Annotated in this window: 18 protein-coding genes and 4 pseudogenes; 12 read left to right on the top strand and 10 right to left on the bottom strand. The window is 70.8% G+C overall.

What is annotated here, in order from left to right; translation table 11 throughout:
* Nucleotides 1-142 precede the first annotated feature (142 nt).
* Together JS521_RS03395 and JS521_RS03390 are read left to right on the top strand one after the other, a co-directional pair.
* The gene (locus JS521_RS03395) at nucleotides 143-544 is read left to right on the top strand and encodes a VOC family protein (protein ID WP_205081202.1); all 402 of its coding nucleotides are present in this window, start codon (nucleotides 143-145) and stop codon (nucleotides 542-544) included.
* A gap of 159 nt (nucleotides 545-703) precedes the next feature.
* Complete coding sequence (locus JS521_RS03390) at nucleotides 704-1999, top strand: ISAs1 family transposase (protein WP_205081201.1); 1296 nt, start codon at nucleotides 704-706, stop codon at nucleotides 1997-1999.
* Between the two features lie 708 nt (nucleotides 2000-2707).
* On the opposite strand, the gene JS521_RS03385 is transcribed toward JS521_RS03390, so the two are convergent.
* Entirely contained in the window at nucleotides 2708-3151 is a 444-nt protein-coding gene (locus tag JS521_RS03385) for an SRPBCC family protein (protein ID WP_205081200.1), read from the bottom strand.
* A gap of 144 nt (nucleotides 3152-3295) precedes the next feature.
* Here JS521_RS03385 and JS521_RS03380 point away from each other — a divergent pair, with 144 nt between their 5' ends.
* The gene (locus JS521_RS03380) at nucleotides 3296-3886 is read left to right on the top strand and encodes a TetR/AcrR family transcriptional regulator (protein ID WP_205081199.1); all 591 of its coding nucleotides are present in this window, start codon (nucleotides 3296-3298) and stop codon (nucleotides 3884-3886) included.
* Between the two features lie 99 nt (nucleotides 3887-3985).
* Here the strand turns inward: JS521_RS03380 and JS521_RS03375 are convergent, their stop codons facing one another.
* Nucleotides 3986-5005, bottom strand: coding sequence for an SMP-30/gluconolactonase/LRE family protein (locus JS521_RS03375; protein ID WP_205081198.1), 1020 nt, complete (start codon nucleotides 5003-5005; stop codon nucleotides 3986-3988).
* A 197-nt stretch (nucleotides 5006-5202) separates the two neighbouring features.
* On the opposite strand from JS521_RS03375, the gene JS521_RS03370 reads away from it, so the two are divergent.
* The gene (locus JS521_RS03370) at nucleotides 5203-7023 is read left to right on the top strand and encodes a flavin-containing monooxygenase (protein WP_205081197.1); all 1821 of its coding nucleotides are present in this window, start codon (nucleotides 5203-5205) and stop codon (nucleotides 7021-7023) included.
* Between the two features lie 36 nt (nucleotides 7024-7059).
* Here the strand turns inward: JS521_RS03370 and rph are convergent, their stop codons facing one another.
* Both rph and JS521_RS03360 read right to left on the bottom strand, forming a co-directional pair.
* Entirely contained in the window at nucleotides 7060-9675 is a 2616-nt protein-coding gene (gene rph, locus JS521_RS03365; RefSeq protein WP_205081196.1) for a rifamycin-inactivating phosphotransferase, read from the bottom strand.
* Between the two features lie 325 nt (nucleotides 9676-10000).
* A pseudogene (locus tag JS521_RS03360) lies at nucleotides 10001-10242 on the bottom strand (response regulator transcription factor); the annotation flags it as partial.
* Here JS521_RS03360 and JS521_RS03355 point away from each other — a divergent pair.
* The 3 genes and pseudogenes from JS521_RS03355 to JS521_RS03345 all read left to right on the top strand — a co-directional run.
* A pseudogene (locus JS521_RS03355) lies at nucleotides 10241-10561 on the top strand (alpha/beta hydrolase); the annotation flags it as partial. The pseudogenes JS521_RS03360 and JS521_RS03355 sit on opposite strands and share 2 nt — an antisense overlap.
* A gap of 191 nt (nucleotides 10562-10752) precedes the next feature.
* Nucleotides 10753-11406, top strand: a complete 654-nt coding sequence (locus tag JS521_RS03350) for a DUF5701 family protein (RefSeq protein ID WP_205081195.1) — start codon at nucleotides 10753-10755, stop codon at nucleotides 11404-11406.
* A gap of 331 nt (nucleotides 11407-11737) precedes the next feature.
* Entirely contained in the window at nucleotides 11738-14740 is a 3003-nt protein-coding gene (locus JS521_RS03345; RefSeq protein ID WP_205081194.1) for a 3-keto-alpha-glucoside-1,2-lyase-like domain-containing protein, read from the top strand.
* 180 nt (nucleotides 14741-14920) lie between these two features.
* On the opposite strand, the pseudogene JS521_RS03340 reads toward JS521_RS03345, so the two are convergent.
* Together JS521_RS03340 and JS521_RS03335 are read right to left on the bottom strand one after the other, a co-directional pair.
* Nucleotides 14921-15517 (bottom strand): annotated as a pseudogene (locus JS521_RS03340) (DUF998 domain-containing protein); the annotation flags it as partial.
* Between the two features lie 126 nt (nucleotides 15518-15643).
* Nucleotides 15644-15991, bottom strand: a complete 348-nt coding sequence (locus JS521_RS03335; protein WP_239486732.1) for a DoxX family protein — start codon at nucleotides 15989-15991, stop codon at nucleotides 15644-15646.
* Nucleotides 15992-16089: 98 nt separating this feature from the next.
* Between JS521_RS03335 and JS521_RS03330 the strand changes: the two genes are divergently transcribed.
* Nucleotides 16090-16581, top strand: a complete 492-nt coding sequence (locus tag JS521_RS03330; RefSeq protein WP_205081192.1) for a MarR family winged helix-turn-helix transcriptional regulator — start codon at nucleotides 16090-16092, stop codon at nucleotides 16579-16581.
* Nucleotides 16582-16684: 103 nt separating this feature from the next.
* Here JS521_RS03330 and JS521_RS03325 read toward each other — a convergent pair whose 3' ends face one another.
* Together JS521_RS03325 and JS521_RS03320 are read right to left on the bottom strand one after the other, a co-directional pair.
* The gene (locus JS521_RS03325) at nucleotides 16685-17491 is read right to left on the bottom strand and encodes an alpha/beta fold hydrolase (protein ID WP_205081191.1); all 807 of its coding nucleotides are present in this window, start codon (nucleotides 17489-17491) and stop codon (nucleotides 16685-16687) included.
* A gap of 112 nt (nucleotides 17492-17603) precedes the next feature.
* The gene (locus JS521_RS03320) at nucleotides 17604-18332 is read right to left on the bottom strand and encodes a TetR/AcrR family transcriptional regulator (protein ID WP_205081190.1); all 729 of its coding nucleotides are present in this window, start codon (nucleotides 18330-18332) and stop codon (nucleotides 17604-17606) included.
* 175 nt (nucleotides 18333-18507) lie between these two features.
* Between JS521_RS03320 and JS521_RS03315 the strand changes: the two genes are divergently transcribed.
* The 3 genes from JS521_RS03315 to JS521_RS03305 all read left to right on the top strand — a co-directional run bounded on the left by JS521_RS03315 (nucleotide 18508) and on the right by JS521_RS03305 (nucleotide 21408).
* Nucleotides 18508-19716, top strand: a complete 1209-nt coding sequence (locus tag JS521_RS03315; protein ID WP_205081189.1) for a saccharopine dehydrogenase family protein — start codon at nucleotides 18508-18510, stop codon at nucleotides 19714-19716.
* A 131-nt stretch (nucleotides 19717-19847) separates the two neighbouring features.
* Nucleotides 19848-20255, top strand: coding sequence for a YciI family protein (locus JS521_RS03310; protein ID WP_030587467.1), 408 nt, complete (start codon nucleotides 19848-19850; stop codon nucleotides 20253-20255).
* A gap of 7 nt (nucleotides 20256-20262) precedes the next feature.
* Complete coding sequence (locus tag JS521_RS03305) at nucleotides 20263-21408, top strand: RNA polymerase sigma factor (RefSeq protein WP_205081188.1); 1146 nt, start codon at nucleotides 20263-20265, stop codon at nucleotides 21406-21408.
* A gap of 72 nt (nucleotides 21409-21480) precedes the next feature.
* Here JS521_RS03305 and JS521_RS37345 read toward each other — a convergent pair whose 3' ends face one another.
* Both JS521_RS37345 and JS521_RS37340 read right to left on the bottom strand, forming a co-directional pair.
* Nucleotides 21481-21843 carry a hypothetical protein gene (locus JS521_RS37345; RefSeq protein WP_307847756.1) on the bottom strand — a complete coding sequence of 121 codons (363 nt, stop codon included), beginning with the start codon at nucleotides 21841-21843 and terminating at the stop codon, nucleotides 21481-21483.
* 8 nt (nucleotides 21844-21851) lie between these two features.
* Nucleotides 21852-22004, bottom strand: a pseudogene (locus tag JS521_RS37340) (class I SAM-dependent methyltransferase); the annotation flags it as partial.
* A gap of 372 nt (nucleotides 22005-22376) precedes the next feature.
* Between JS521_RS37340 and JS521_RS03295 the strand changes: the two are divergent.
* The gene (locus JS521_RS03295; protein ID WP_205081187.1) at nucleotides 22377-24302 is read left to right on the top strand and encodes an HtaA domain-containing protein; all 1926 of its coding nucleotides are present in this window, start codon (nucleotides 22377-22379) and stop codon (nucleotides 24300-24302) included.
* Nucleotides 24303-24423: the final 121 nt, after the last annotated feature.

Below are 24423 nucleotides of genomic sequence, written 5' to 3'. Positions count from 1 at the left end.
CCCCCCCCCGCCCGCCCCCCCCCCCGGGGGGGGGGCGCCCCCCTCTCCCGGGGCTCCGCCCCCCCCCCCCCCCCCCCCCCCCCCCCCCCGGGGGCCCTGGCTTCACCCTTGCCACCCGCGGTCCGCGTGGCAAGATCGCCGGATGCTGAAGCTCACCGATTTCATCATCGACTGCCCCGAGCCCATGAAGCTCGCGGCGTTCTACGCCGAGGTCACCGGCGAACTCGTCAAGCCCGACAGCGACGACAACTGGGCCGGCATCAAGTTCGGGAAGATCGAGCTCGCGTTCCAGCGCGTCGACAACTTCCGCGCCCCGAACTGGCCCGACGACGAGCACCCCAAGCAGTTCCACCTCGACTTCGAAGTCGACGAGTTCGAACCCGAGGAACAGCGCCTCACCGCCCTCGGCGCCACCCTCCGCAAGGACTTCGTCGGCGAGGAGGGCTACGGCTGGCGCGTATACACCGACCCGGTCGGCCACCCCTTCTGCCTGTGCCGCAACAGGCGCGTCCAGTGGATCGACGGCGAGCCCGTCGGGCTCTGACGGGCACCGGATGGGCGCGGGGGCTCCGGGCATGGCCCCGGCGAGTACCTGGATCACCCCACCCTGGGTGATTGATCTCGATGGCGAGCCCCGGAAGCAGATGAACACGGCACCTGTGGATCATGTAGTTCTCCACGCTGCAAGATTCATGAAGGTGCCGTGTTCGTTCCTCCATCATCTCCTCTCGCTGTCCGTGCGCCTCATGCCCCCTGCCTGGAAGCTCTCCACGAGGGTGTGGCCAAGGACCAAGTCCGTCGCCTGGTTGCCGAGTTCGAGTCGGTCACCGATCCGCGAGGGGCCTGCGGAGTGCGCTACCGGCTCTCCTCTGTCCTGGCCCTGGTGGTCTGCGCGATGACCCCGTCCGGCCACGACTCGATCACCGCGGCGGCGGAGTGGTGCCGACGTGCGACGCCGGAGGAGCTGGCCGCCTTCGACCTGCCCTATCACCCGCTCCTTGGCCGCTACCGGATCCCGAGTGAGAAAACCCTGCGCAGCATCCTGGGGCGGCTCGATCCCGGCGGGATCAGCGCGGCCGGGCACGACTACCTGCGGCCCCTGCTGTCCGCACGGTCCCGCCGTCCGGAGCCGGTGATGCCCGACGGTGGCACCGAGCGTGAACAGCGTCGGGCCCACCGGGCGGCCGCCCGCGCCGAGCCGGTACGCCCCCGGCGGCGGGCGATCGCAGTGGACGGTAAGTGCCTGCGCGGCGCCAGACGCCCCGACGGCAGGCGCGTCTTCGTCCTGTCCGCCGTCCGGCACGGCGACGGTGTCACGCTCGCCTCCCGCGAGATCGGCGCGAAGACCAACGAAATCCCCGAGTTCGCACCCCTGCTCGACCAGATCGACGACGCGGATCTCGCGGGGGCGGTCGTCACCGCCGACGCCCTCCACGCCCAACACGACCACGCCACCTACCTGCGCGAACGCGGCGCCCACTACCTGCTGACCATCAAGAACAACCAGCGCAGACATGCCCGTCAACTCCACGCCCTGCCCTGGAAAGACATCCCCGTGATTCACCGCGACGACGCCCGGGGACACGGCCGCCACGAGCAGCGGCTCGTACAGGTCGTTACCGTCGACGGCCTGCTCTTCCCGCACGCAGCACAGGTCCTGCGTATCCAGCGCCGTCGTCGTCTCTACGGGGCGAAGAAGTGGTCCAGCGAGACCGTCTACGCCGTCACCGACCTGCCCGCCGAGGAAGCGAACGCAGCCGAGATCGCATCCTGGGCTCGCGGCCACTGGACCGTGGAGAACACCGTCCACTGGTGCCGAGATGCCACCTTCAACGAGGATAAGTCCCAGGTCAGGACCTACAATGCGCCCGCCGTACTCGCTGCCCTCCGCGACCTGATCCGCAGCGCGCTCAAGCTCGCCGGCTACGTCAACACCGCCGCCGGACGACGAGCCCACACCGACCGCCCCCGCGTCCTCACCCTCTACGGCATCACATGATCAAACCGGACGAGCCAGGCACTCGCCGGGGCCCTGCCGGGCAGACACGCCGGCGAACCACTTCCAGAATGTCGCCGACCACCCGCGCCGCTACCGCGTGAAGCAACTGCGCAGCACCCGCGCGACACTCGCTCGAGCTTCAGCTACCGGCACCGGACAACTGCGGACCGCCCCGTCCGGCAGGCAGGCAGGCAGGCAGGCAGGCAGGCAGGCAAAGCGAAACCGGCCCCCCGGCACGGGCAGCCCACCAGGAACCGGACCACACCCACGGAACCCCGACAACCACCGCCAGGCCCCGCAAAACAAGCAGACGAACGCCCAGCCACCACCGCGCCACCAGCATCACACGGAAGACCAGCACCGAAAAGGGATCCGCCTGCACCACCGCCACCACCCGACCACGGCCAAAAGGACAGCCCCCGGATCCAGTACCGCAACGTCGCCCCCTCCGACCCGCACAAAGATCAACTGTCCGCTCGCCGACGACGAGGCCTTCACTCTCGCCGTCAAACTCGTGCGGACCGCCCTCGGGGCCGTGCGCGGCGAATGAGCTCAGCGCGGACGGTCACGGCTTCCCCGACGTCACGTCGGGGATGAACATCATCAACGGGAACGGAACTCCGAGTTCTTCAAGCACCCTCGCCGACACCCGCGCTGTCCGTCGGGCCTCAAGAGCGGGCAACGGGGCCGGCTTGGTGTGCTGAACGCTCAGGCGTCCCTCATGCCCCCGGAGGCGGCGGTCAGTTCGGCCAGCTTCTGGAACTCGCCCAGGTCGTAGTTGGCCAGCGCGGAATCGAGGTTGGTCAGTGCGCCGACGCGCTCGACGAACCCTTGCGGGTCGTACTCGATCTGGAGGGCGACGCGGCTCGTGGACTCGTCGATCCGGTGGAACGTGACCACTCCCGCGTGGTGGACGCCCTCGGTCGTCTTCCACGCGATGCGGTTCTCCGCCACGACCTCGGTGAGTTCCGCGACGAAGTTCTTGTCAGCCCCGGGCAGCGAGAGCTGCCAGGCGAATCGCCGCTCGTCGATCGGGTCCACGCGCTGGACGTGGCTGAGGAACCTCGGCCACTGCGTGACGTCGCACCACAGAGCCCAGGTGACGGCGACCGGGGCCTTGACATCGATGGTTTCGACGAGCGAGGAGGACATGAGCGACCACCGTTCCTTCTGCGAGAAGTTTGCTGTACGAGTACGGCTTCGCCCTCTCGTACCCCGACCGGCGCCTCTCAACAGCCCTTCGTTTCGGCTGGCGACCAGGGTGAGGCCCTGCTGCCCGGCCGGTACGCTGCCGGGGTGACGGAGCGTATCCAGCAGGACGGGCGGCGGCCGGCGAACGACGGGCCGAGGGCCGCTGCCCGTAACCGGGCCGCTCTGGTCAACGCCGCCCGGGAGGTCTTCGCGGAGCACGGTCTGGAGGCGCCTCTCTCCGCGATAGCGCGCCGGGCCGGGGTCGGGCAGGGCGTGCTCTACCGGCACTTCCCGGACCGGAGCGCCGCCGTGGCCGCGGTTCTGGAGGAGAACGTTCGGCAGGTCGAGCAGGCCGCCGAGGACGAGAGCGCGACCTTCGAGGGGGTGCTCGGTGTGCTGACGTGGCATCTCGCGGAGTCGGCGGCCTTCATCGGACTGCTGCACGCAGACCGGGCCGGCAGTCGCTCGGGCATCCGCGCGCACGCCTCCGGCCTGTCCGAGCGGGTGGAGCGTGCTCTGCGCAGGCACCTCCCCCGCGGTCACCGGCTGAGCTGGGCGGATGATCTGGTGCTCTCGGTCGCCATGGTCTCCGCCGCCGTCATCGGCACCACCCGCGAGGAGCGCGAACGCCGGGCGCTGGCCGCCTGGCGGTTGCTCGGCGTCGAGGTGGGGCCGGTGCGGGCCTTCGGCGGCTGAGCTCAGGGGTGGGTGGTGGGTGGTGGGTGGTACGTGACTATTGCGGGATGTCCCCCTCCCCGGACACCGCACCCCAGGGGGCCTCGATGCCCGTCCGTGTCAGCCGCCGTTGGACTGCCGGATGCCTTTCGCCAGCGCCTCGAAGGTGTAGAGGTAGCCGCCGGCGGGACCGCTGACGGTCATGTACGCCTTCGTGCCGCCGGGGGTGATCGCCACGTTCGTCGCCGACTCCAGGCCCTCGGCACGCGGGGGAAGTTCGACCGTCGCCAGCCGCTCGCCGTGCCGGTCGTACACGGCCATGGCCGCCCGGCCGTGCAGCCCCTGGTAGAGGTTGCCGTCCGCGTCCACGGCGATCGAGTCGGTCTGGGCGATTCCGCCGTTCACGCGGACGGCGGTGTGCCGCGACGTCACCCCGCCCTTCGCGTCGAGGCGCAGGTAGGAGATCCGGTTCTCGGTCAGCTCGCTGAACCACAGGCCCCGGTGGTCCGCGTCGAAGGAGATCCCGTTCGGGGCGGCCAGGTCCTCGGCCAGAACGGTGGCCTCGGCGCCCTCCCGGTCGATCCGCACGACCCGCCCGTGCGCCGCGCCCTCGGACAGACCGCGTGAGTCGCTGACGTACAGGTTGCCCTGCTGGTCGAAGGCGATGTCGTCGGGGTTCATCCGCGCTCCGTCGACCTCGCCGGAGAAGAAGGTCCGCGCGTCGCCGCCCTCGGGGGCCAGGCTCACGACCTCGCCGTGCGCGAAGTCGCTGAGGTAGAGCCGTCCGTCGTACGGGCTGAACTGCGCCGAGGTATAGGCCCCTTCGCCGTCGGTGTGGAACGCCCGGGACGTCTTCTTCGCGAGGTCGACACGGATGACCTTGGGCTTGCCCTCGGGTGCGGTGACATCAACGACGAACAGGTCACCGCTCTCGCCGAACACAGGTCCCTCCAGCAAGGTCATTCCGGTCTCGCCGTGCACTCGGGTCAGCTGCATGACCTTCTTCGCCGGGATGGTCCCGACCGCGGAGAGCGACGCCTCCTCTCCCCCGGGCGCGCCGGCCTCCGTACCGCATCCGGAGAGGACCAACGCACCGATCGTGGCGAGCGCCGAAAGGAACCGGGCCGAAAGTCGCTGCATGAGGGGATCACTCTTCCTGTCCACAGTGGGCATTCCCGGGCCGGAGGTACGCGGTGGGCCGGGAGGCGCGCCTACCACTGGCCGAATGTCGACGTACCCGCCGGACTCCAACCGGACAGTTGTGTCCGGTAGTTGCTAGCGTAGCGGTCGGCCGCCCCGCCCGGAGCGGACTCACCGCTCCGGATCGAGGACCCCACATGACGACTCCTCAAGCCCCGGCCCCCCACGAGCTCGCCGCCCTGAGGCAGCGCTACCGCCTCGAACGTGAACGGCGCGTCCGCCCCGACGGCGCCGCCCAGTACCGCGACGCCGACGCCGAGTTCGGCTACTACGCCGCCGATCCGTACACGGTGGGGCCGAACCGGCGCGATCCGCTCCACGACGCCGTTGACGTCGCCGTGATAGGCGGCGGGTTCGGCGGCATCCTCGCCGGGGCGCACCTGCGGCGGCAGGGCGTCGAGCGCGTCCGGATCGTCGAGAAGGGCGGCGACTTCGGGGGGACCTGGTACTGGAACCGGTACCCGGGCATCCACTGCGACGTCGAGTCCCACGTGTATCTGCCGATGCTCGACGAGACCGGTTACGTACCGGAGTGGAAGTACGCCCCCGGGGACGAGATCCGTCGCCACGCGGTACGGATCGCGCGTGCTTTCGATCTCTATACGGATGCGGTGTTCTCCACCGGAGTCACCTCTCTGACCTGGGACGAGGCTTCCGAGACATGGGCCGTGGCCACGGATCGCGGTGATGCGTTCCGGGCCACCTACGTCGTCAACGCCACCGGCACCCTCACCGACCCGAAGCTGCCCGGGATCCCGGGCATCGAGGACTTCGCGGGCCACACGTTCCACACCTCGCGGTGGGACTACGCCTACACCGGCGGCACCCCGGAAGGCGGCATGACCGGCCTCGCGGACAAGCGGGTGGGCGTCGTCGGCACCGGGGCCACCGGTGTCCAGGTCATCCCGATGCTGGCCGAGGACGCCGCACATCTCCACGTGTTCCAGCGCACGCCCTCCACCGTGGACGTACGCGCCAATCGCCGCACCACCGTTGAGGACGTGGGCGCCGAGCAGGAGGGCTGGGCACGCCGGCGGCGGGAGAACTACCTCCGCATAGTCTCCGGCGAGAGCACCGACCACGATCTCGTCGCGGACCGGTGGACCGAGTCGGCGGGCCTGCTGGAGAAGCTCCTGCCGAGCTTCCGGCGACAGGGTGACCGGCAGGCCTTCGAAGCCGACTACGAGGCCGCCGACGCAGCCAAGATGAACGAGCTGCGCGCCCGCGTCGAACAGACGGTCACGGATGCGGAGACGGCCGCGAAGCTCAAGCCCTGGTACCGCTACGCCTGCAAGCGCCCCACCTTCTCCGACCTGTACTACCCGGCCTTCAACCGCGACAACGTCACCCTCGTCGACACCGCTGATACCCACGGGATCGAGCGTGTCACCGAGCACGGCGTCACCGTCGGCGGCACCACGTACGAACTCGACTGCCTGATCTTCGCCACCGGGTTCAACGTCGGGACCTCCGGCATCCACTCGGGCAAGCTCCCCGTCCACGGCCGGGGCGGCGTCCAGCTGCTGCACAGCTGGGCGCGGCGGGGCCCGCGCACGCTCCACGGCTTCACGAGCAGCGGCTTCCCCAACCTCCTGCAGATGGGGCCCCTGCAGAACGCCAGCAGCGTCAACTTCACCCATGTCCTGGACGAGCAGGCCGCCCACGCAGCCGCTCTCATCGCGGCCGCCGAAGCCGCCGGCGCCCTCATCGAGCCCTCCCCGGAGATCGAGGACGCCTGGATCGCCGCCCTGGCGGATGGCGCTCCCGACCACGAGTGGTTCCACGCCGAGTGCACGCCCGGGTACTACAACCGCGAAGGGCGGGGCCGCCCCGCCGGCCCCTTCGCCTACCCGCACGGCGCCGTCGCCTTCCACGAACTCCTCGCACGCTGGCGCGAGGAGTCCCTGGCCGAAGTCCTCCGGACGAAGACGAGGACGAGGACCGTGCTCCCTACGTGACTCGGCTCGGCTCGACCCGCGTGCCCGGCCGGCTGTCTAGGGCAGGATCTCCACGTACCCGTCCCTTCCGTGTACGCGGATTCGCTGCCCGTCCCGGATCAGCCGGGTGGCCTGTTCCACGCCCACGACCGCCGGCAGGCCGTACTCCCGGGCGATCACCGCACCGTGGGTCATCAGGCCGCCGACCTCCGTCACCAGGCCCGCGATGCCGACGAACAGCGGCGACCAGCTGGGGTCGGTGAAGGTCGTGACCAGGATGTCGCCCGCTTCCAGGTCGGCCTCCGCCATGTCGAGGATGACGCGGGCTCTTCCCTCGACGGTCCCGGCGGACACCGGCAGGCCGGTCAGCGCACCGGCCGGCACGTCGTCGCGCCGGTACGCGCCGCTGTGGGCCTCACCGTCCGAGGTGAGAACCCGGGGCGTTGTGAGCGCTTGGTACGAACGGAACTCCTCCTTGCGCCGCCGGATGAGCTGCTCGTCCACCCGGTTCGTGCGCACGGCCTCGTGGAGTTCCTGGAACGTCAGGTGGAAGACGTCCTCCTTCTCGGGAAGCACACCCGCCCGCACGAGTCGCCCGGCCTCCGCCATCAGGGCCTGCTTGTAGACGAAGTAGCGGCTGATGATGCCGTACTTGGGGTACTCCCGGTAGCCGATGAAGGTGCGGACGCGGTCGATCATCCGCCGGGTCTCGTCGGCCTTGCGGTCCCCGTCCGGCAGGGCCCGCAACCGTGACAGCACGTCCTGTTCCTTCTGCCGCGCTTTCCGCAGGCCTTGCTCGAAGCGCCGCTCGGCGGCGCCCGGCGCGAAGTTCCGCACGTTGTCGAGGATCACCGGCACAAGCGTGGTGGGGCGCTCACGCCAGCGTGGCCTGGTGATGTCGATCTCGCCGACGCAGCGCATGCCGTACCGGTCGAGGTAGGCCTCGATGGCCTCGCGTGCTTCCGCTCCGCCCGCGACCTTCTCCAGGTCGACCAGGAAGGTGGCGTCCTGGCCGTGTTCGATGTTCCGCAGGAAGGCCAGCGCCTCCGGCCGCGACCGGATCACGTCCGCTACGTCGAGCAGCGCCAGGCCCATCTCCGATGTGATGTTGTCGGGGGCGGACAGGGTCAGCGTGTCTGCCGCGTTCTTCTCGCCCAGCCACTCCAGCAGTCTTTCGTTGAGCCACCAGGTGGCGTCCATTCCGGCCATGATCGCCTGCATGCTCAGCGGGTCGCCCAGGGTCCGCCTGTGCTCCTCGAAGGCCTCCTCCAGCAGGAAGTCGAACAGTGCCGGTCCGGTCCTGGTCCGGATGTCGCGCTCCAGGGCGGCGACGGAGGCGCGGCTGCGCTCGATCAGTTCGGTGACGACGGCCGGGTCGGTCGCGATCGGGGCGGGCACATCGGTGGAGGGCGGCGTGGCGGGTGCAGCGTCCGGGAGTGACGGGACGAAACCGTCGTGTGCGAGGACCGTCTCCAGGGCGTCCCTGACCAGCGGATCGCCCTTCCCCATGACATCCAGGAGACCGTCGCGGCTCGCGGGCGAGGCCAGTCGGCCGGTGACGTCGACGAACAGTCTTCCGCCCGCGTCGAGCATCGGTACGAGGGCCGTCAGCTGCCACATCGAGAGCCCGAGGGGCTTCATGGGGTCGGTCATCATCTGCTGGTGGCCGACGGAGACGTAGACGTGATTCTCCTCGTCGCCGGTCTCCCGGGCCGGGACGGGGAAGAGGGTCGTGATCGGGCGGCTCTGCACGATCCGGAAGCCGTCGTCGACCAGGCACCATTCGATGTCCTGCGGGCGGCCGAAGTGCGCTTCGATCCGTCGGCCGAGCGCCACGAGCCGGACGGCCTGTGCGTCCGTCAGCGCCGGGCGCTCCCGCTGCTGCGGATCGACCGCCACTTCCCCCGTACCGCCGGCCGGCAGGGCGTGCACGGCACGCTCCTTGGCGGCGATGGTCCGGGTGACGACTTCGCCGCCCCGCACCCTGAAGACGTCCGGGTTCACCAGACCGGAGACCAGGGCCTCGCCGAGGCCGAAACCGGCGTCCACGGTGGCGACCTTCCGGTTGCCCGTGACGGGGTCCGCGGTGAACAGGACGCCGGACGCGTGCGGAAAGACCATCTGCTGCACGACCACGGCCATCCGGACCGTACGGTGGTCGATGCCGTTCTGCTGTCGGTAGATCACGGCCCGCTCGGTGAACATCGAGGCCCAGCAGCGGCTGATGTGCCGGAGGACCGCGGCCGGTCCCGCGATGTTCAGGTACGTGTCCTGCTGGCCGGCGAAGGAGGCCGTCGGCAGGTCCTCCGCCGTCGCGCTGGACCGGACGGCGTACGGGGCCTGCTCGCCGAACCGTGCGAGCGCGCCGGTGACGGCCGCCGCGATGTCGCCGGGGACTGCGGTCTCCTCGATGGTGCGGCGGATCCGTGCGCTGAGCGTGCGGACCGCCTCCCGGTCGTCCGGGGTCAGGCGCGCAAGCTCGTCGAGCCGTTCAGCGATCAACGGCACGTCCGCCATGGCCCGCCGGAAGGCGTCCGTCGTCACACAGAATCCGTCCGGCACGCGGGTGCCCTCGATCCGCGACAGTGCGCCCAAATGCGCGCCCTTGCCGCCGACGGCCGCGCCCCGCGTCTCGTCGGCCTCTCGGAGGTCCACCACATACTGATCCGTCATCGTGACGCCTCCCGGGCGGCCGTGTTCCCTCGCACTGCGGTGGTCGGTCGGATCACCGGCGCCTTGTCCTCTGTCCACGTCGAACCTCTTGTCGGGCGCGTACTCACGGAATGGCGATTCTCCCGGTCGGGCGGCTCATGTCCGTGCATGCTCGACAGGTCGCCGGCACGCGCCGCCGCCCACGCTTGCGCAGGTGGTGGCGGCGAGGGACGATTCTGCGCCGTCACCCGGGTCTTGCCGCAAGCCCCGGGGTGAGCTATAAGTTGAGAGTGGCAAGGAGAGGTCTCTCCTTGCCTTTTGCTTTGCCCGCGGCCCGGGGCCGGGGTCAGTCCTGGGCGTCGCGGACCAGCAGCGCGATCTGTACCCGGTTCTGGACCGCCAGTTTGGAGAACAGGCTGCCGGTGTGCGCCTTCACGGTCGCGACCCTGATGTGCAGCCTGTCGGCGATCTCCGGGTTTCCAGTCCGTCCGCGATGGCCCGAGCGGTCTCGCGTTCGCGTTCGGTCAGCGCCGACAGCTTTTCCCGCGCGTCCCGCCGGGACGCCTCGTGGGCGTGGGAGGAGCGCGGTGGCTCCACGGCCGGGATCGGGCCGTGCGCCTTCTGGCCGGCGGAGCGGGTCGAGCCGCCGGTGCGGATCGGTGACCGGGGTCCGTCGAACGTGCTCATGGTGCAGAACGAGCGGGATCCGGGGACGCCGTTGGCCGGCGCCCGGGAGCTGCGGCGGGCGTTCGGTCAGCGGGCCACGATGGTGACGGCCGACCAGGGCGGGGACGGTGCCTATGCGTTCGACGGCAACACGTGCGCGAAGGACGCGGCGACGGAGTTCCTGACCACCGGTCGGCGTCCGGCGCGGGGCATTCGCTGCGCGGCGGAACCGGGCGAGTAGGGGGCGGTCCGGCGGATGGCCGGTGGGGGGCCGGTTGGGGGGCCTGGACGAGCTGTGCCCGAGGCAGCGCGTCGAGGCCGGCGAGGTCGCTCCCGGCGGTCGCGCCGGGTGGGGAACACTCCGGCGGGCTCCGTCGTTCGACCTCAGGCCCACTACCGCAATCCCTGATCCGTGAATCCGGGGGACTCGCCTTGCCCGACACTTCTGCCACCGACGCCGTGCGCCTCCTGCCGTCGCCCGCCGCCCAGGCGGAGCGCCTGATCGAGCTCGGGGTGCACGAGGTCGCGGGGATTTCCGCCGAGGACGTCCGCGCCTTCGCCGAGAGGGGCGGCCGCGACGGCGTCCTGCTCGCCGTCCATCCGGACCGTGCCCCTGCCTCCGCCCTCGCGCCGCTGCTCCAGCGCGACGACAAGCCGGGCTTCGTCGTCACCGACATGCCCGATGTCGACAGCTTCGCCCCCACGGCGATCGAACTTCCCGACGCGCCGCTCTACTTCGTGGCGGGGCTCGACCGCGGCGACCGCATGTCCAACTGGAGCCCGGAGGAGGCGCTGCCCGCCCTCGACGGGGAGGGCCGTAGCCCTTTGGTACTCACCGAAGGCATCCACTGGGTGCTGCAGCAGCCGGCGGTCCTTGAGCGGAACCGCTGCTTCATGACCATCGGATCCCGGCTGCGCAAGGCGAACGGCACGCTGGACGCGCGTACCCCGGCGATCTGGATCAGCAACGGCACCGGGCGGGACGGCCGGGAGCGGCGCAACGCGCCCAAGGTCGGCTGGTGCTGGTGGGGCAACCGCCACACGTGGCTGGGATTCGCCTCCGCTGCGGGCCGCGAGGGCCGGTAGCGCCCTTTCGTCCTCCTGGACCTCAGGGGCCGGATCCGCGTGTCGCGGGTCCGGCCCATCGTCGTTCCGATCGTCACGGATGGGGCGACAGATGCCTTGTGCACCAAGGGGTTTGGTGACTTTGCATCAACACCTGCGAACTTTGAACACTGTGGTGACGAAGTATGGACGCCGCCGGTAGAAGCCTCCTACTGTTCTCGGCGCAGCTACCGGAGCCCCTGGCCGGACGCAGCGCTGCCCCACCGCACGAGCCGAACGTTCACCCCCGGGCGCCGGGTGGCCCCACCCACCGCCGCGACGTGCCCCTCGCTGCGAGGGGCCAGGAGGAAGAATGCATCCACGGCCGCTCCACCGTTGCCGCAGACATCTCACCGGTCTGCTGGTCTCCGCGTTTCTCGTCGGCGCCTTCTCCGCGTCACCGGTCGCCGCCGCGCCGACGCCGAGGCCGCAGGACGAACTCCCGCCCCAGGAACCGGGAGTCACCCTGCGCGTCTTCGATGTGCAGGTCCCTCTGGACGAGTTGTGCGACATCAAGACCGGGCAGACGCCGAACGTCGACAAGTTGATGCCCGCCATCGACTGGAGCTCGACGGACGACTTCGGCTTCGGCGACCACTTCGTCTCCGAGGTCACCGCCAACCTCACCGTTCCCGCGGACGGCGCGTACGCCTTCCGGCTGACCAGCGACGACGGTTCGCGGCTGCAGATCAACGACTCCGTGGTGATCGATCACGACGGGCTGCACGGTGCGGAACCGAAAGACGGTTCGGTCGAGCTGACGCAAGGTCACCATGCTTTGCGTATCGACCACTTCGACCGCACCGGCGGCCAGCAGGTCACCCTGGAGTGGAAGCCGCCAGGTGCCGGGGACTTCGCCGTCGTGCCGAACTCCGTGCTGTCCACCGACGCCGATGTCGTACGGGTGACGGCGCCGGGCCGCAAGGAGTGCGAGGGCGCGCTCGACTCCCCCGGCGACGGGCTGCCCCTGACCGGGACGCACCCGGACTACGCGCTCACCGATCTGCGTCCCGCCGGCTTCGAACCGCAGGTCACCGCGATGGACTGGCTGCCCGACGGCCGGCTCGCCGTGACCACCTGGGGCGGCACCGACAACACGACCGGCGAGGTCTACCTCCTCGACAACGTCCAGGGCGAGACCGATCCGGGGAAGGTGACCGCCAAGAAGGTGGCCGACGGGCTCAAGGAGCCCATGGGCATCAAGGCGGTCGACGGCAAGCTGTACGTGTCCCAGAAGCACGAACTCACCGAGCTCACCGATGCCGACGGCGACGACGTGACCGATGAGCGGCGGACGGTGGCGACCTGGCCGTACGGCGGGAACTTCCACGAGTTCGCCTTCGGCCTGCTCTACCGGGACGGGTACTTCTACCTGAATCTGTCGGTGGCGATCGACCTCGGCGGGGCGACGACCGATCCGCAGCCCGCACCGAACCGCGGGTCCACGATCAAGGTGAACAAGGAGACCGGCAAGGTCGACTACATCGCGGGCGGCCTGCGTACGCCCAACGGGATCGGCTGGGGCCCCGAGGGCGACATGTTCGTCCTCGACAACCAGGGCGGCTGGCTGCCTTCCTCGAAGCTGCTCCACATCAAGCAGGACCGCTTCTTCAACCACTACACCAACCCGTCGGGCCCCTTCGACGACAAGCCGGTCACCAAGCCGGTGCTGTGGCTGCCGCAGAACGAGATAGCCAACTCCCCCAGTACACCGCTGCAGTTGACCGAGGGCCGGTTCGCCGGGCAGATGCTGTTCGGGGACGTCACGTACGGCGGCATCCAGCGCGCGTACCTGGAGAAGGTCGACGGCGAGTACCAGGGGGCGGTGTTCCGCTTCACGCAAGGTCTCGAAGCTGGTGTCAACCGGATCAGCATGGGGCCGGACGGCGCGATCTACGCCGGCGGTCTCGGCGCGGGCGGCAACTGGGGGCAGGAGGGCAAGCTGACCTACGGGCTCCAGAAGCTCTCCCCCAGCGGTGACAAGGCCTTCGACATGCTGGCCATGCGGGCGAAGCCGGGCGGTTTTGAACTGGAGTACACCGAGCCGCTCTCCGAGGAGACGGCGGCGAAGCTCGCCGAGAGCTACCGGGTCGAGCAGTGGGCGTACGCCCCGACCCCGGAGTACGGCGGTCCGAAGATCGACGAGGAGTCCCTCCAGGTCAGCGGAGCCACGCTCTCCGAGGACGGCAAGAAGGTCACGCTGACCGTCCCCGGGCTCAAGGCGAACCGTGTGGTCCACCTCCGCTCGCCGCGCCCCTTCAGCTCCGCCGACGGTACGGAGCTGTGGAGCACCGAGGCCTGGTACACCCTCAACTCGCTGCCCGGCGACCAGCCCCCGGCCACGCAGTACGAGGCGGAGGAGGCCACCCTCACCGGGGGCGCCGGCTTCGACACCGAGCACGCGGGCTACTCCGGCGGCGGCTTCGTCGACAACTTCGGCGAGGAGGGCGCGGCGGTCACGTTCGACGTGGAGGCCGGGAAGGCGGGCCCGCACGACGTGGGTCTGCGCTACTCCAACGGGCCGGATCCGGCGCCCGGTACCAAGACGGTGAGCGTCCACGTCAACGGCGAGAAGGTGCGGCAGGTCAAGCTGCTGTCGACCACCGACTGGAAGACCTGGGCGACGGGAACCGAACAGCTGGAGCTGCGCGAGGGCCGCAACACGATCACGTACTCCTACGACAGCGGTGACACCGGCCATGTGAACCTGGACATGATCACCGTCCATCCGAAGGGCGCCCGCGTCCAGCTCTTCGACGGCACGGACCAGGCGGCCTGGCAGCACCCGGACGGCAGGACGCCCGAATGGCCGGTGAAGGACGGGGAGATGGAGATCGCCGGCGGGGACCTGCGGACCAAGCAGGGCTTCCAGGACTTCCGCGCGCACGTGGAGTTCCGGCTGCCGAACCTCCCGCCGGACGTGACCGGGCAGGACCGCGCCAACAGCGGTGTGTACCTGCAGGAGCGGTACGAGGTGCAGATCCTGGACTCGTACGGTGACACGACGCTCGCCGACAACGAGGCCGGGGCGATCTACACCAAGAAGGCTCCGGACGTGAACGCGGCCACGGCGCCGGAGACCTGGCAGACGTACGACATCACCTTCCGCGCCGCCCGCTACGACGCTTCGGGGAACAAGACGGAGGACGCCCGGATCACCGTCGTGTGGAACGGCGTCACCGTCCACGACGACGTGGCGGTCGACGGCCCGACCGGCGGCGGCGCGGCGGAGGGGCCGACGGCCGGGGCGATCAGGCTCCAGGACCACGGGAGCAAGATCCGCTACCGCAATGTGTGGGTCGAGCCGCTGGCCTAGGGCCCGCCCGACGTACGGGTTCCGGGGTGGCAGCGGGCGGCTGTCGCCCCGGAGACCTGGGCGCGGGTGAGAATCCGCTTCTGGCCAGGATCAATCCCCGGCACGGGCCCCGGCTCGCGGCCCTGTCCTGCGAGTTCGTGTGGTCGACGACGAGATCAGCGCCTCCCTGCCCGGGCTTCGGCCCGAAGCCGGTCGGGCCACGTTTCTCCGGCAGGAGAGGACCACCAGGAACGGCCACAGGGCCTGCAGGAACGTCACGACGCGCTCGGCGGCACCGGGGGCTCTCCCACTCTGCAGCTCCGCCAGGAACCACAGGGCGCTCGCGAACATCACCGCGCACGCGGCGATCGACACATCGGGCCTCAGCCCCCCACGGCGCCGGTACGCGGCCCCGGACGGCGACCAGAGGCGGCCAGGCGGCCAGCAGCACAAGGCCCACGGTGGCCACCGCCCCGTGCTCCAGCGCCCCGCCGCTGTCCGGGACCGGCACCAAGGTCAGGGCCAGTGCGGAGAGTCCGCCGCCGGCCAGCGCCACCCGCCCGGCGAGCGCCGCCTGCCGGAGCGCGTGTGCCGTCAGGATGTAGCACGTCCCCAGCACCAGCAGCGTCCCCGTCATCAGCCAGTAGCTCGTGGCCCCGTAGGAGGCCAGCACGCTCAGGGTCTGCGTCGCGGGGGCGTACGCCGGTCCTTGGCGCTGCTGCGCAATCGTCCAGGAGCCGACCAGGAGGACGGGGCGCATCCGGAGGAGACCAAGGCCCACCAGAGAGCAGATCGCATCGGGTCAGCATAAATGCGAACATCTTGCCCGCCGCTGATCGCCGCCATCGATCGCCGCCTCCCCCGGCAGGCCGTGCCGTCGGCCGCGCGAGCCGAACCCGGTCGAATCCTGCCGCGCCCGGGCGCTCAGGCCGACAGCACGCGCAGGACCAGTGCGGCGACCGCCAGCAGGGCGAGCACCAGGGGCGGGGCGATCCCGTAGTCCTTGGCGCGCAGGTGGGTGACGACGGCCCCGAGGAAGTACAGGGCGACGCCGATCGCGGCCGCGGAACCAATCAGCGGCACGCCGAGGCCTATGAGGAGGCCGAGGGCGCCTGCCGCCTTCGCCGACGCCAGCCAGGGGTACCAGCTTTCGGGGACGCCCACCTTGCTCATCGAGGCGGTGACGCCCTCGTTGCGCGTGAACGTCAGCACGGCGGAGGCGCCGAGGGCGAAGGCGAGCAGGACACCGATCACGGCGTAGGCGATGAACATGATTACCTCGGAATCATCAATGATGAGAGCAACTATATCGTTGATGACTATAAACGATTTTCCCTGTTCCACAATGTGCGCCCTGATACCGTGGAGCAATGCCAGCTCAGGACAGGTCCGCCCAGCGATCGACGGGGTCTGCGACGCCTCCCGGCGATCCGAAGCAGCGTCTCGGTTTCCTGCTCGCCTACCATGGCAACGCGACGCAGACCCTGATCCACAAGGCGCTCGCGGTCACCGGGCTCACCCCGCGGCTCATGACGACGCTCCAGCAGCTCGCCGAGGGTCCGGTCACGCAGAAGGCGCTCATCGAGCGGCTCGACGTCGACCCCAGTGTCCTCGTCACCCTCCTCAACGATCTCGAAGGCGCCGATCTCGTACGCCGCCGTCGCGACGCCGCCGACCGGCGCCGGCACATCGTCGAGATCACGCCGCAGGGGGCCGCGCAGCTCCGTACGTCGGACGGGGCGCTCGACACCGTGGAGCAGGAGCTCTTCGCGGACCTGTCCGAACGCGACCGGGCCACGCTGCGTCGGCTGCTGGGCAGGCTGCGGACCTCCCCGCAGGACTTCAGCTGCACGGAGGGATGAGCCCCGACGCCCCCGGTACGGCCGGCAGCCGCGCACGGTGGTCGGCGGGCCCTGTGCAGTGGCCGTCAGGTCGCGGTGATCAGCGGGCCGCTTCCGGCGGCCGTCAGAGTGCGGCGGCCTCGGCGGTCCCCGGCTTCGCGCGCCGGATGGGCATCATCGTCTCCACGGCCTCCTGCGCGAGGTGGCCGAGGACCAGGCGGTTGACGAGAGCCGGTTTCTCCAGCGGGACCAGGTGCGACGCCCCGGGGACGACAGCCAGTTCGGCGTCCGGGATCGCGCGGTACAGCGCGGTCGTGTGCTCCAGCGTCACCAGGTCGTCGTCGCCGGCCATGACGAGGGTGGGCGCCTCGATCCGGGCCAGGTCCTCGGTCGTGAGCGTCGGCCCGGTGCGCCACATGTCGATCACCTTCGCGGCCACCACCGGCCAGTGATCCGGGCCGTCCGGTGCGACCGGCTCGTACAACTCCCGGAAGAACGCCAGATCGGGCCCCTCCGGCGTCATCGCGTCGAGCATCGACGGCTCGGCGAAACACTCGGGGCCCGGGCGGAAGTTGGCGCCTATCGCGACGACCTTGCGGACCAGGTCGGGCCGGTCCATGGCGACGATGAGCGCGACCACTCCCCCGTCGCTCCAGCCCACCAGGTGCGCCGGTCCGGCGACGACCGTCTCCAGGAAGGCCACGGTGTCGTCGGCCATGTCCTGGTACGTCAGCGGCCCCGCGACGTCGGCCGTGTGCCCGTGGGCGCGCCGTTCCGGCAGGTACACGCGACAGGCGGCGCCGAGGTCGGCGCGCAGGGCGCCCCAGGTGTCGTTGGTGCAGAACCCGCCGTGCAGCAGAACCAGCGGGTCGCCGGCGCCCTCGGTCTCGTACCAGGTCCTGACAGCGGGCAGGTCCGCGTACTCACCCATCGTCCAGGCCTTTCCCGGGCTGTCGTCGTCTCCGTCTCCGTCTCCGTCCAGTCTGCTCGGTGGCCTCCGGGGACGCCACACGAATCGGGGCGGACGGTGAGTGGGCGCGGGGTCAGGCGCCGTCCGGGTCGCTGCCGATTCGCGCGCGCCGGACGCTTGCTTCCGCGCTGTCGAGCAGCATCTCCAGCGCTGTGGGGTACGCGCTGTCGTTCATCCTCGCGACCAGCAGCGGCGCGAGGGCGGCGATGTTCGGGTGGGTCTCCGCGGGCAGCCGGGCGTAGGTGGCGCGCCAGACCTGTTCGTCGGCGGCCCGTGCCGCTGTGGGCAGGGCGAGGCTCGCGGCGTCCAGGGCGGCGAAGGCGAGTGCCTGGTCGACGAACGCCTGGTAGATCCGTACGACGTCCGGGTCGGGCAGTCCGGTCGCGCGCAGCACGTCGAGGACCGCCTCGTCGGCGGCGATCTCGTTGGCCCGGCCGCTGACCCGGCTGGCGGTCAGCACCGCGGCCTCCGGGTGGGCCAGGTAGGCGGTGTGGATGCGCAGACCCACCTCGCGCAGGTCGCTCCGCCACTGTCCGGTGGGCCGCCAGCCCCGCATCGCGCGTCCGATCAGTTCGTCGGCGATGGCCAGGGTCAGGTCGTCGATGCCGCGGAAGTAGCGGTAGAGCGTGCTCGGGTCGGCTCCGAGTGCCACGCCCAGGCGTCGCACGGTCAGTCCGTCCCTGCCGTGTTCGTGGAGCATGCGCAGGGCCGTCTCGACGATCAGCTGCTGTGTGACGACCACGCCCTGCCGGGTCGGCCGTCTGCGCCGTCGCCCTTCCTCCGGAACCACTTCCTTCGCCATCGGAGCCTCCTCTTCCGTCTCGGCGCCGACGTGGGACCGCCGGGTCTGCCGGGCCTGCCAGGTCCGCGCACCTTATGCCAACAGCGTTGACGTTACTCAAGTGGGCCCCTTTCATGGACGAATCCAAGGGCACCGGCCATCACGGCCCGGCTCATCGACGAAAGGCACATCCGCCATGCGCGTACTGCTCGTCGGCGCAGGTGGCGTGGGCACGGCGATCACCAGGATCGCCGCCCGCCGCTCCTTCTTCGACCACATGGTCGTCACCGATTACGACCTCTCCCGGGCCGAGGCGGCGGTCGCCGCGCTCGGCGGGGAGGAGGAGAGGTTCACCGCGCTGCGCGTCGACGCCTCGGACCGGGCGGCAGTATCCGCCCTGCTGGCCGAGCAGCGGTGCGACATCCTCGTGAACGCCACCGACCCCCGCTTCGTGATGCCGCTGTTCGACGCGGCGCTGGCCGCCGGCGTCGACTACCTGGACATGGCCATGTCCCTGTCCTCACCGCATTCCCAGCGCCCGTACGAGGAGTGCGGGGTCAAGCTCGGCGACGGGCAGTTCGAGCGGGCCGCGGCGTGGGAGGAGGCCGGGCGGCTCGCACTCGTCGGGGTGGGGGTCGAGCCGGGGCTCTCCGACGTCTTCGCCCGGTACGCGGCGGACGAACTGTTCGACGAGATCGAGGAGATCGGCGTCCGGGACGGCGCGAACCTCACCGTCGAGGGCTACGACTTCGCCCCGTCGTTCTCGATCTGGACCACCATCGAGGAGTGCCTGAATCCGCCGGTGGTCTGGGAGAAGGACCGGGGCTGGTTCACCACGGCCCCGTTCAGCGAGCCGGAGGTCTTCGACTTCCCCGAAGGCATCGGCCCGGTGGAGTGCGTCAACGTCGAGCACGAGGAGGTCCTGCTGATCCCGCGCTGGGTGGAGTCCCGGCGTGTCACCTTCAAGTACGGGCTGGGCGACGAGTTCATCGAGACCCTCAAGACCCTGCACAAGCTCGGCCTCGACCGCACGGACAAGGTGAGTGTGCCCGGCGGCGACGTGTCGCCGCGTGACGTGGTCGCGGCCTGCCTGCCCGACCCGGCATCGCTCGGCGAACTGATGCGGGGCAAGACCTGTGCCGGCACCTGGGTGAAGGGCACGAAGGACGGCGCGCCCCGCGAGGTGTACCTCTACCACGTCGTCGACAACCAGTGGTCGATGCGTGAGTACGGCTCCCAGGCCGTGGTCTGGCAGACGGCGATCAACCCGGTGATCGCTCTGGAGCTGGTGGCGGGCGGTGTCTGGAGCGGCACGGGGGTGCTCGGCGCCGAGGCACTCGACCCGCGTCCGTTCCTCGATCTGCTGGTGGAGTACGGCTCTCCGTGGGGCCTGCGCGAGCAGTGAACGCGGGCCGGTCCGGGGCCCGCCGGAAAAAGTCGAGAAGTTTCGGGCGACGATGTCGAGAACCCGGATCCGGCTCCGTCCCCGTAGTGAGAGCGGCCACAATGGGCCGCACAGCACCGAGGAGTGACACCATGGCCAAGTACCTGCTGCTCAAGCACTACCGCGGAGCCCCCGCCGCGGTCAACGACGTGCCGATGGACCGGTGGACGCCCGAGGAGATCTCGGCGCACATGCAGTACATGCAGGACTTCGCGGACCGGCTGGAGAAGACCGGGGAGTTCGTGGACGGTCAGGCGCTCGCCCCCGAGGGTTCGTGGGTCCGGTACGACGGCGAGGGCCGCCCGCCGGTCACCGACGGGCCGTTCGCCGAGACCAAGGACCTCATCGCCGGCTGGATGATCATCGACGTCGACAGTCACGACCGGGCCGTCGAGCTGGCCGGGGAGCTGTCCGCCGCTCCGGGGGCGGGCGGGAAGCCGATCCACGAGTGGCTGGAGGTGCGCCCGTTCCTGACCGCGCCGCCCACCGTCACGGAGTGACGCCTCGATGAACGAGTTCCTCCCGCGGAGCCTCACGCCGAGCGTGCTCGCCGTCCTCGTCCGCCGCGGAGCCGACTTCGCGGCGGCCGAGGACGCCGTGCAGGACGCCCTGGTCGAGGCGGTCCGCGTCTGGCCGGACGACCCGCCGCGGGATCCGAAGGGCTGGCTGGTCACCGTGGCGTGGCGGCGGTTCCTCGACGCGGCCCGGGCGGAGAGCGCCCGGCGGCGGCGGGAGGACCTCGTCGACGAGGAACCCGGGCCCGGGCCCGCCCCCTCGGTGGACGACACGCTTCAGCTCTACTTCCTGTGCGCCCACCCCTCGCTGACGCCGTCGTGGGCCGTCGCGCTCACGCTGCGCGCCGTCGGCGGGCTCACGACCCGGCAGATCGCGCAGGCCTATCTGGTGCCCGAGGCGACCATGGCGCAGCGCATCAGCCGGGCGAAGCGCACCGTCTCCGGTGTGAGGTTCGATCGGCCCGGCGATGTCGCCACCGTGCTGCGCGTGCTGTATCTGGTCTTCAACGAGGGCTATTCCGGTGATGTCGACCTCGCCGCCGAGGCGATCCGGCTCACCCGGCAGCTCGCGGCCGCGATCGACCACCCGGAGGTGGCGGGGCTGCTCGCCCTGATGCTGCTCCACCACGCCCGGCGCGCGTCCCGGACCGCGCCGGACGGGAGTCTCGTGCCGCTCGCCGAGCAGGACCGGGGGCGGTGGGACAGCGCGATGATCGCCGAGGGCGTCGGGATTCTGCAGGCGGCCCTGGTCCGTGACCGGCTGGGCGAGTTCCAGGCCCAGGCCGCCGTCGCGGCGCTCCACGCGGACGCGCCGACCGCCGGGGAGACCGACTGGGTGCAGATCGTCGAGTGGTACGACGAACTCGTGGCCCTGACGGACAGTCCGGTGGCCCGGCTCAACCGGGCGGTGGCCGTCGGCGAGGCAGACGGTCCGCGCGCCGGGCTGGCCGAACTCGCAGCGCTGAGCGACGCGTTGCCGCGTCACACGGCGGTCGCGGCGTATCTGCACGAGCGGGACGGCGACCTGTCGACGGCGGCCCGGCTGTACGCGGAGGCCGCCCACCGGGCCCCCACGCTCGCCGAGCGCGACCATCTGACGCGCCGGGCCGCGCGGCTCAACACGGGCCATCGGCCCTGAGGCCGGGTCCTCGCCCGTGAGACCCGGACCGGTCCGCCGCCTCCGGAGGGGTGGACCGGTCCGGCGTACGGCTCAGGCGCGGCAGCGCAGCATCTCCAGCGGCGGGTTGGCGTGGAGGTCCGCCCAGAAGTCCGCGCCGAACGCGCGCAGGCCGGCCTCGGAGACCTCCAGGGGAACCCAGGTCAGGTCGGTGAACCCGGCCGCACGCAGGCACTTCTCGTAGACGTCGCGGCGCGGGCAGCCGGTCTCGATGCGGGTCGGCGGGTCCAGCAGGGCGGTGCCCCGGACACGCGGTCCGGTCTCCCCGGTCTCTCCGGTCGGTTCGCAGAGGAAGCCGTACTTCCGCAGGGGCGGGCCGTCGAAGCGGTAGTAGGCCGCTGGGCGAGGACGAAGAACTCGCCGCCGGGCGCCAGGTTCCGGTGCACGTTGTGGCACATCCGCTCCATGGCGTCGATGTCCTCGGCGTAGTTGAGGAGTTGGACCGCCAAGGCGACATCGAATTGCTGTCCCAGGGCGGGGAGTTCGGAGACGTCACCGACCTCGTAGCGCACGCCGAGCGGTTCGCGGCTCTCCAGCTCCCTTGCCGCTGCGACCATTTCCCCGGAGATGTCGATGCCGAGGCGTGCTCATCGTTTCCCCGTCCCGACGGGTCGTCGCGCCCTTGGCTTCGGCAGCCCCGCTTCCAGGGTCTTCGCGCGGCTCCGGCGGACAGTCTCGCGCGCGCCCGGCGCACGGCCGTACTGGCAGAAACCACAAGAACGCGGGGCTCCTTCCGGTGCCCCGTACGGGCCGGGGTCAGACCTTCACCTCATAATGACATTTAGGTAAGCCTCACCTAATATGCGTTTGTCGTCTTCGGGCCCCCACGTCCCAAGAAGCCGGTATCCCCCCTTCTTTCGTACGCCCTCCCGGGCACGGCTCCGTACGTACGCGCGCCGTTCCCCTCCCCCGAAGGAGACATGCTGCGCATGTCCATGCCCAGCCGCGGCCGCCTGGCCGCCCTCGCCGCCCTGACCGTCGTCTCCGTGGGCGCCTGCGTTCTCGCCGTTCCCGCATCCGCCGCCCCGGGGATCCACGCCGCCGCGCGGGCCGAAACAGGCGGTACGACGTCGGCGGCCGCCCCGATCCTGGCCACCGGCAGCTCCTCCTGGGGCTTCAAGGAGTCCTGGGTCCGTTACGTCGCGCTGTTCGGCGGCTCGGTGACCGCGGGCGGCGGGGCGACCGCGGACGCCGCCGGAAAGGTCGACTACCCCGTCAAGCACGGCACCGTCGACCCGGCGGGACGCACCGCCGACGTGCGCTTCGGCGGCTCGGTGACCTACGCGATACCCAGCCACGGGATCACCGCGATCACCCTCGCCAACCCCAGGGTCGCCCTCAAGAACGGCCAGGGCATGCTCCACATCGACGTGACCACCGACCTCGCCCCCGGCGAGGACCCGGTCACCACGCCCGGCGTGCCGTTCGCCTCGCTCACGGCGGCCGCCGGGGCCCTCGACGGGAACACCCTCGACTGGTCGGGCATCACGGCCTCGCTCACGGACGAGGGCGCTGCGATCTTCGCCTTCCAGGGCCGGCCCATGTACCCGGCCGGCACGGCCCTGGACCCGCTCGCCATCAGCGGCGGCATCAGCGTCCCCACGCTGACGGTCAGCCAGGTCACCGGGCTGGGCGCGGAGACCCAGGTCACCGTCAGCGGCAAGGGCTACCAGCCCGGGCGCGGGGTGTACCTGGCCCAGTCCGTCGCCATGCCCGGCACCACGTACCCCAGCATCTTCGGCAACGCGGTGTACGTCCGTCAGGTCGGCGCGGACGGCACCTTCAGCGTCACCGCGAAGCTCACCGAGACGTTCACCCCCTCCGGGGGCTCCGCGGTCGACTGCCGGACCACCGCCTGCTTCCTCACGAGCTTCAACTCGCACGACAGCGCCGACCCCGCCTGGATGCCGTCCCGTGCCCAGGACGTGGCCCAGCCGCTCACGTTCGTCGGGGTTCCCCCGGCCACGGTGACCCAGCACCCCACGTCGCGTGCGGTCCGCTCGGGCGCCGAAACCGTCTTCATCGCCACCGCGGCCGGGGCCGACTCGGTCCGCTGGGAGCGCAGCACCGACGAGGGCGCGACCTGGAGCACCGTCCCCGGGGCCGCCTCCACCGCCCTGTCGGTGAAGGCGTCCGCCGCGCTGAACGGCCACCTCTACCGCGCCGTCTTCGTCAACGCGTCCGGTGATACGGCCACGTCGGCCGCGACGCTCACGGTGTCCGCCGTGCCCGCCCGGGTCGTCTCTTTCAACGCGTCCCCCGAGCCGGTCGGGAAGGGGAGCAAGCTGAAGGTCGTCGGCACGCTCGAGAGCGTCGGCGCCACGGACGATGTCTGGCGTCCGCTGGCCAAGGAGCCCGTGGTGGTCGAGTTCCGGGCGAAGGGCGCCAAGACCTGGAGCCGGACCGCGTCGGTCACCACCGACAAGAAGGGTGTGGCCGCGGCCTCGGTCACCGCTGTCAAGGACGGCACCTGGCGCGCCCGCTACGCGGGAACCGGCGACCGGGTCGCGGCCGTGAGCTCCTCGGACAACGTGGACGTCAAGCTGCGCACCGCGGTCTCCGGCTTCAACGCCTCCCCGGAGCCGGTCCGCAAGGGGCGCACCATCACGGTCAAGGGCACCCTGCGCAGTCTGGACGGCACCTGGAAGAACACGTCCGGCCAGTCCATGATCATCCTGTTCAAGGCCGACGGCTCCAGCAAGTGGAGCAAGCCGGCGACCGTGAAGACCAACAGCAAGGGCGTGTTCTCCAAGGGGTTCACCGCCAAGAAGGACGGCACCTGGAAGGCGGAGCTCAAGGCCACATCGTCCCGTCTGGGCACGATCAGTTCCGGTGACCGCGTCGACGTGCGCTGACCCGGCCCCTTGCCGAGGCCCGGGGGGCGCCCCCCCCCGGGGGCCCCGGGGGGGGGGGCCGGCGGCGGGGTGGCCGACGCCGCCGGTGGCGGTCTGCCGACGGACGCGCTCGGCGGGGGCC

Origin of the sequence: Streptomyces durocortorensis (assembly GCF_016901035.1) — a bacterium.
Classification (GTDB): domain Bacteria; phylum Actinomycetota; class Actinomycetes; order Streptomycetales; family Streptomycetaceae; genus Streptomyces; species Streptomyces durocortorensis.
This window is presented reverse-complemented; position numbering and strand designations above follow the sequence as displayed.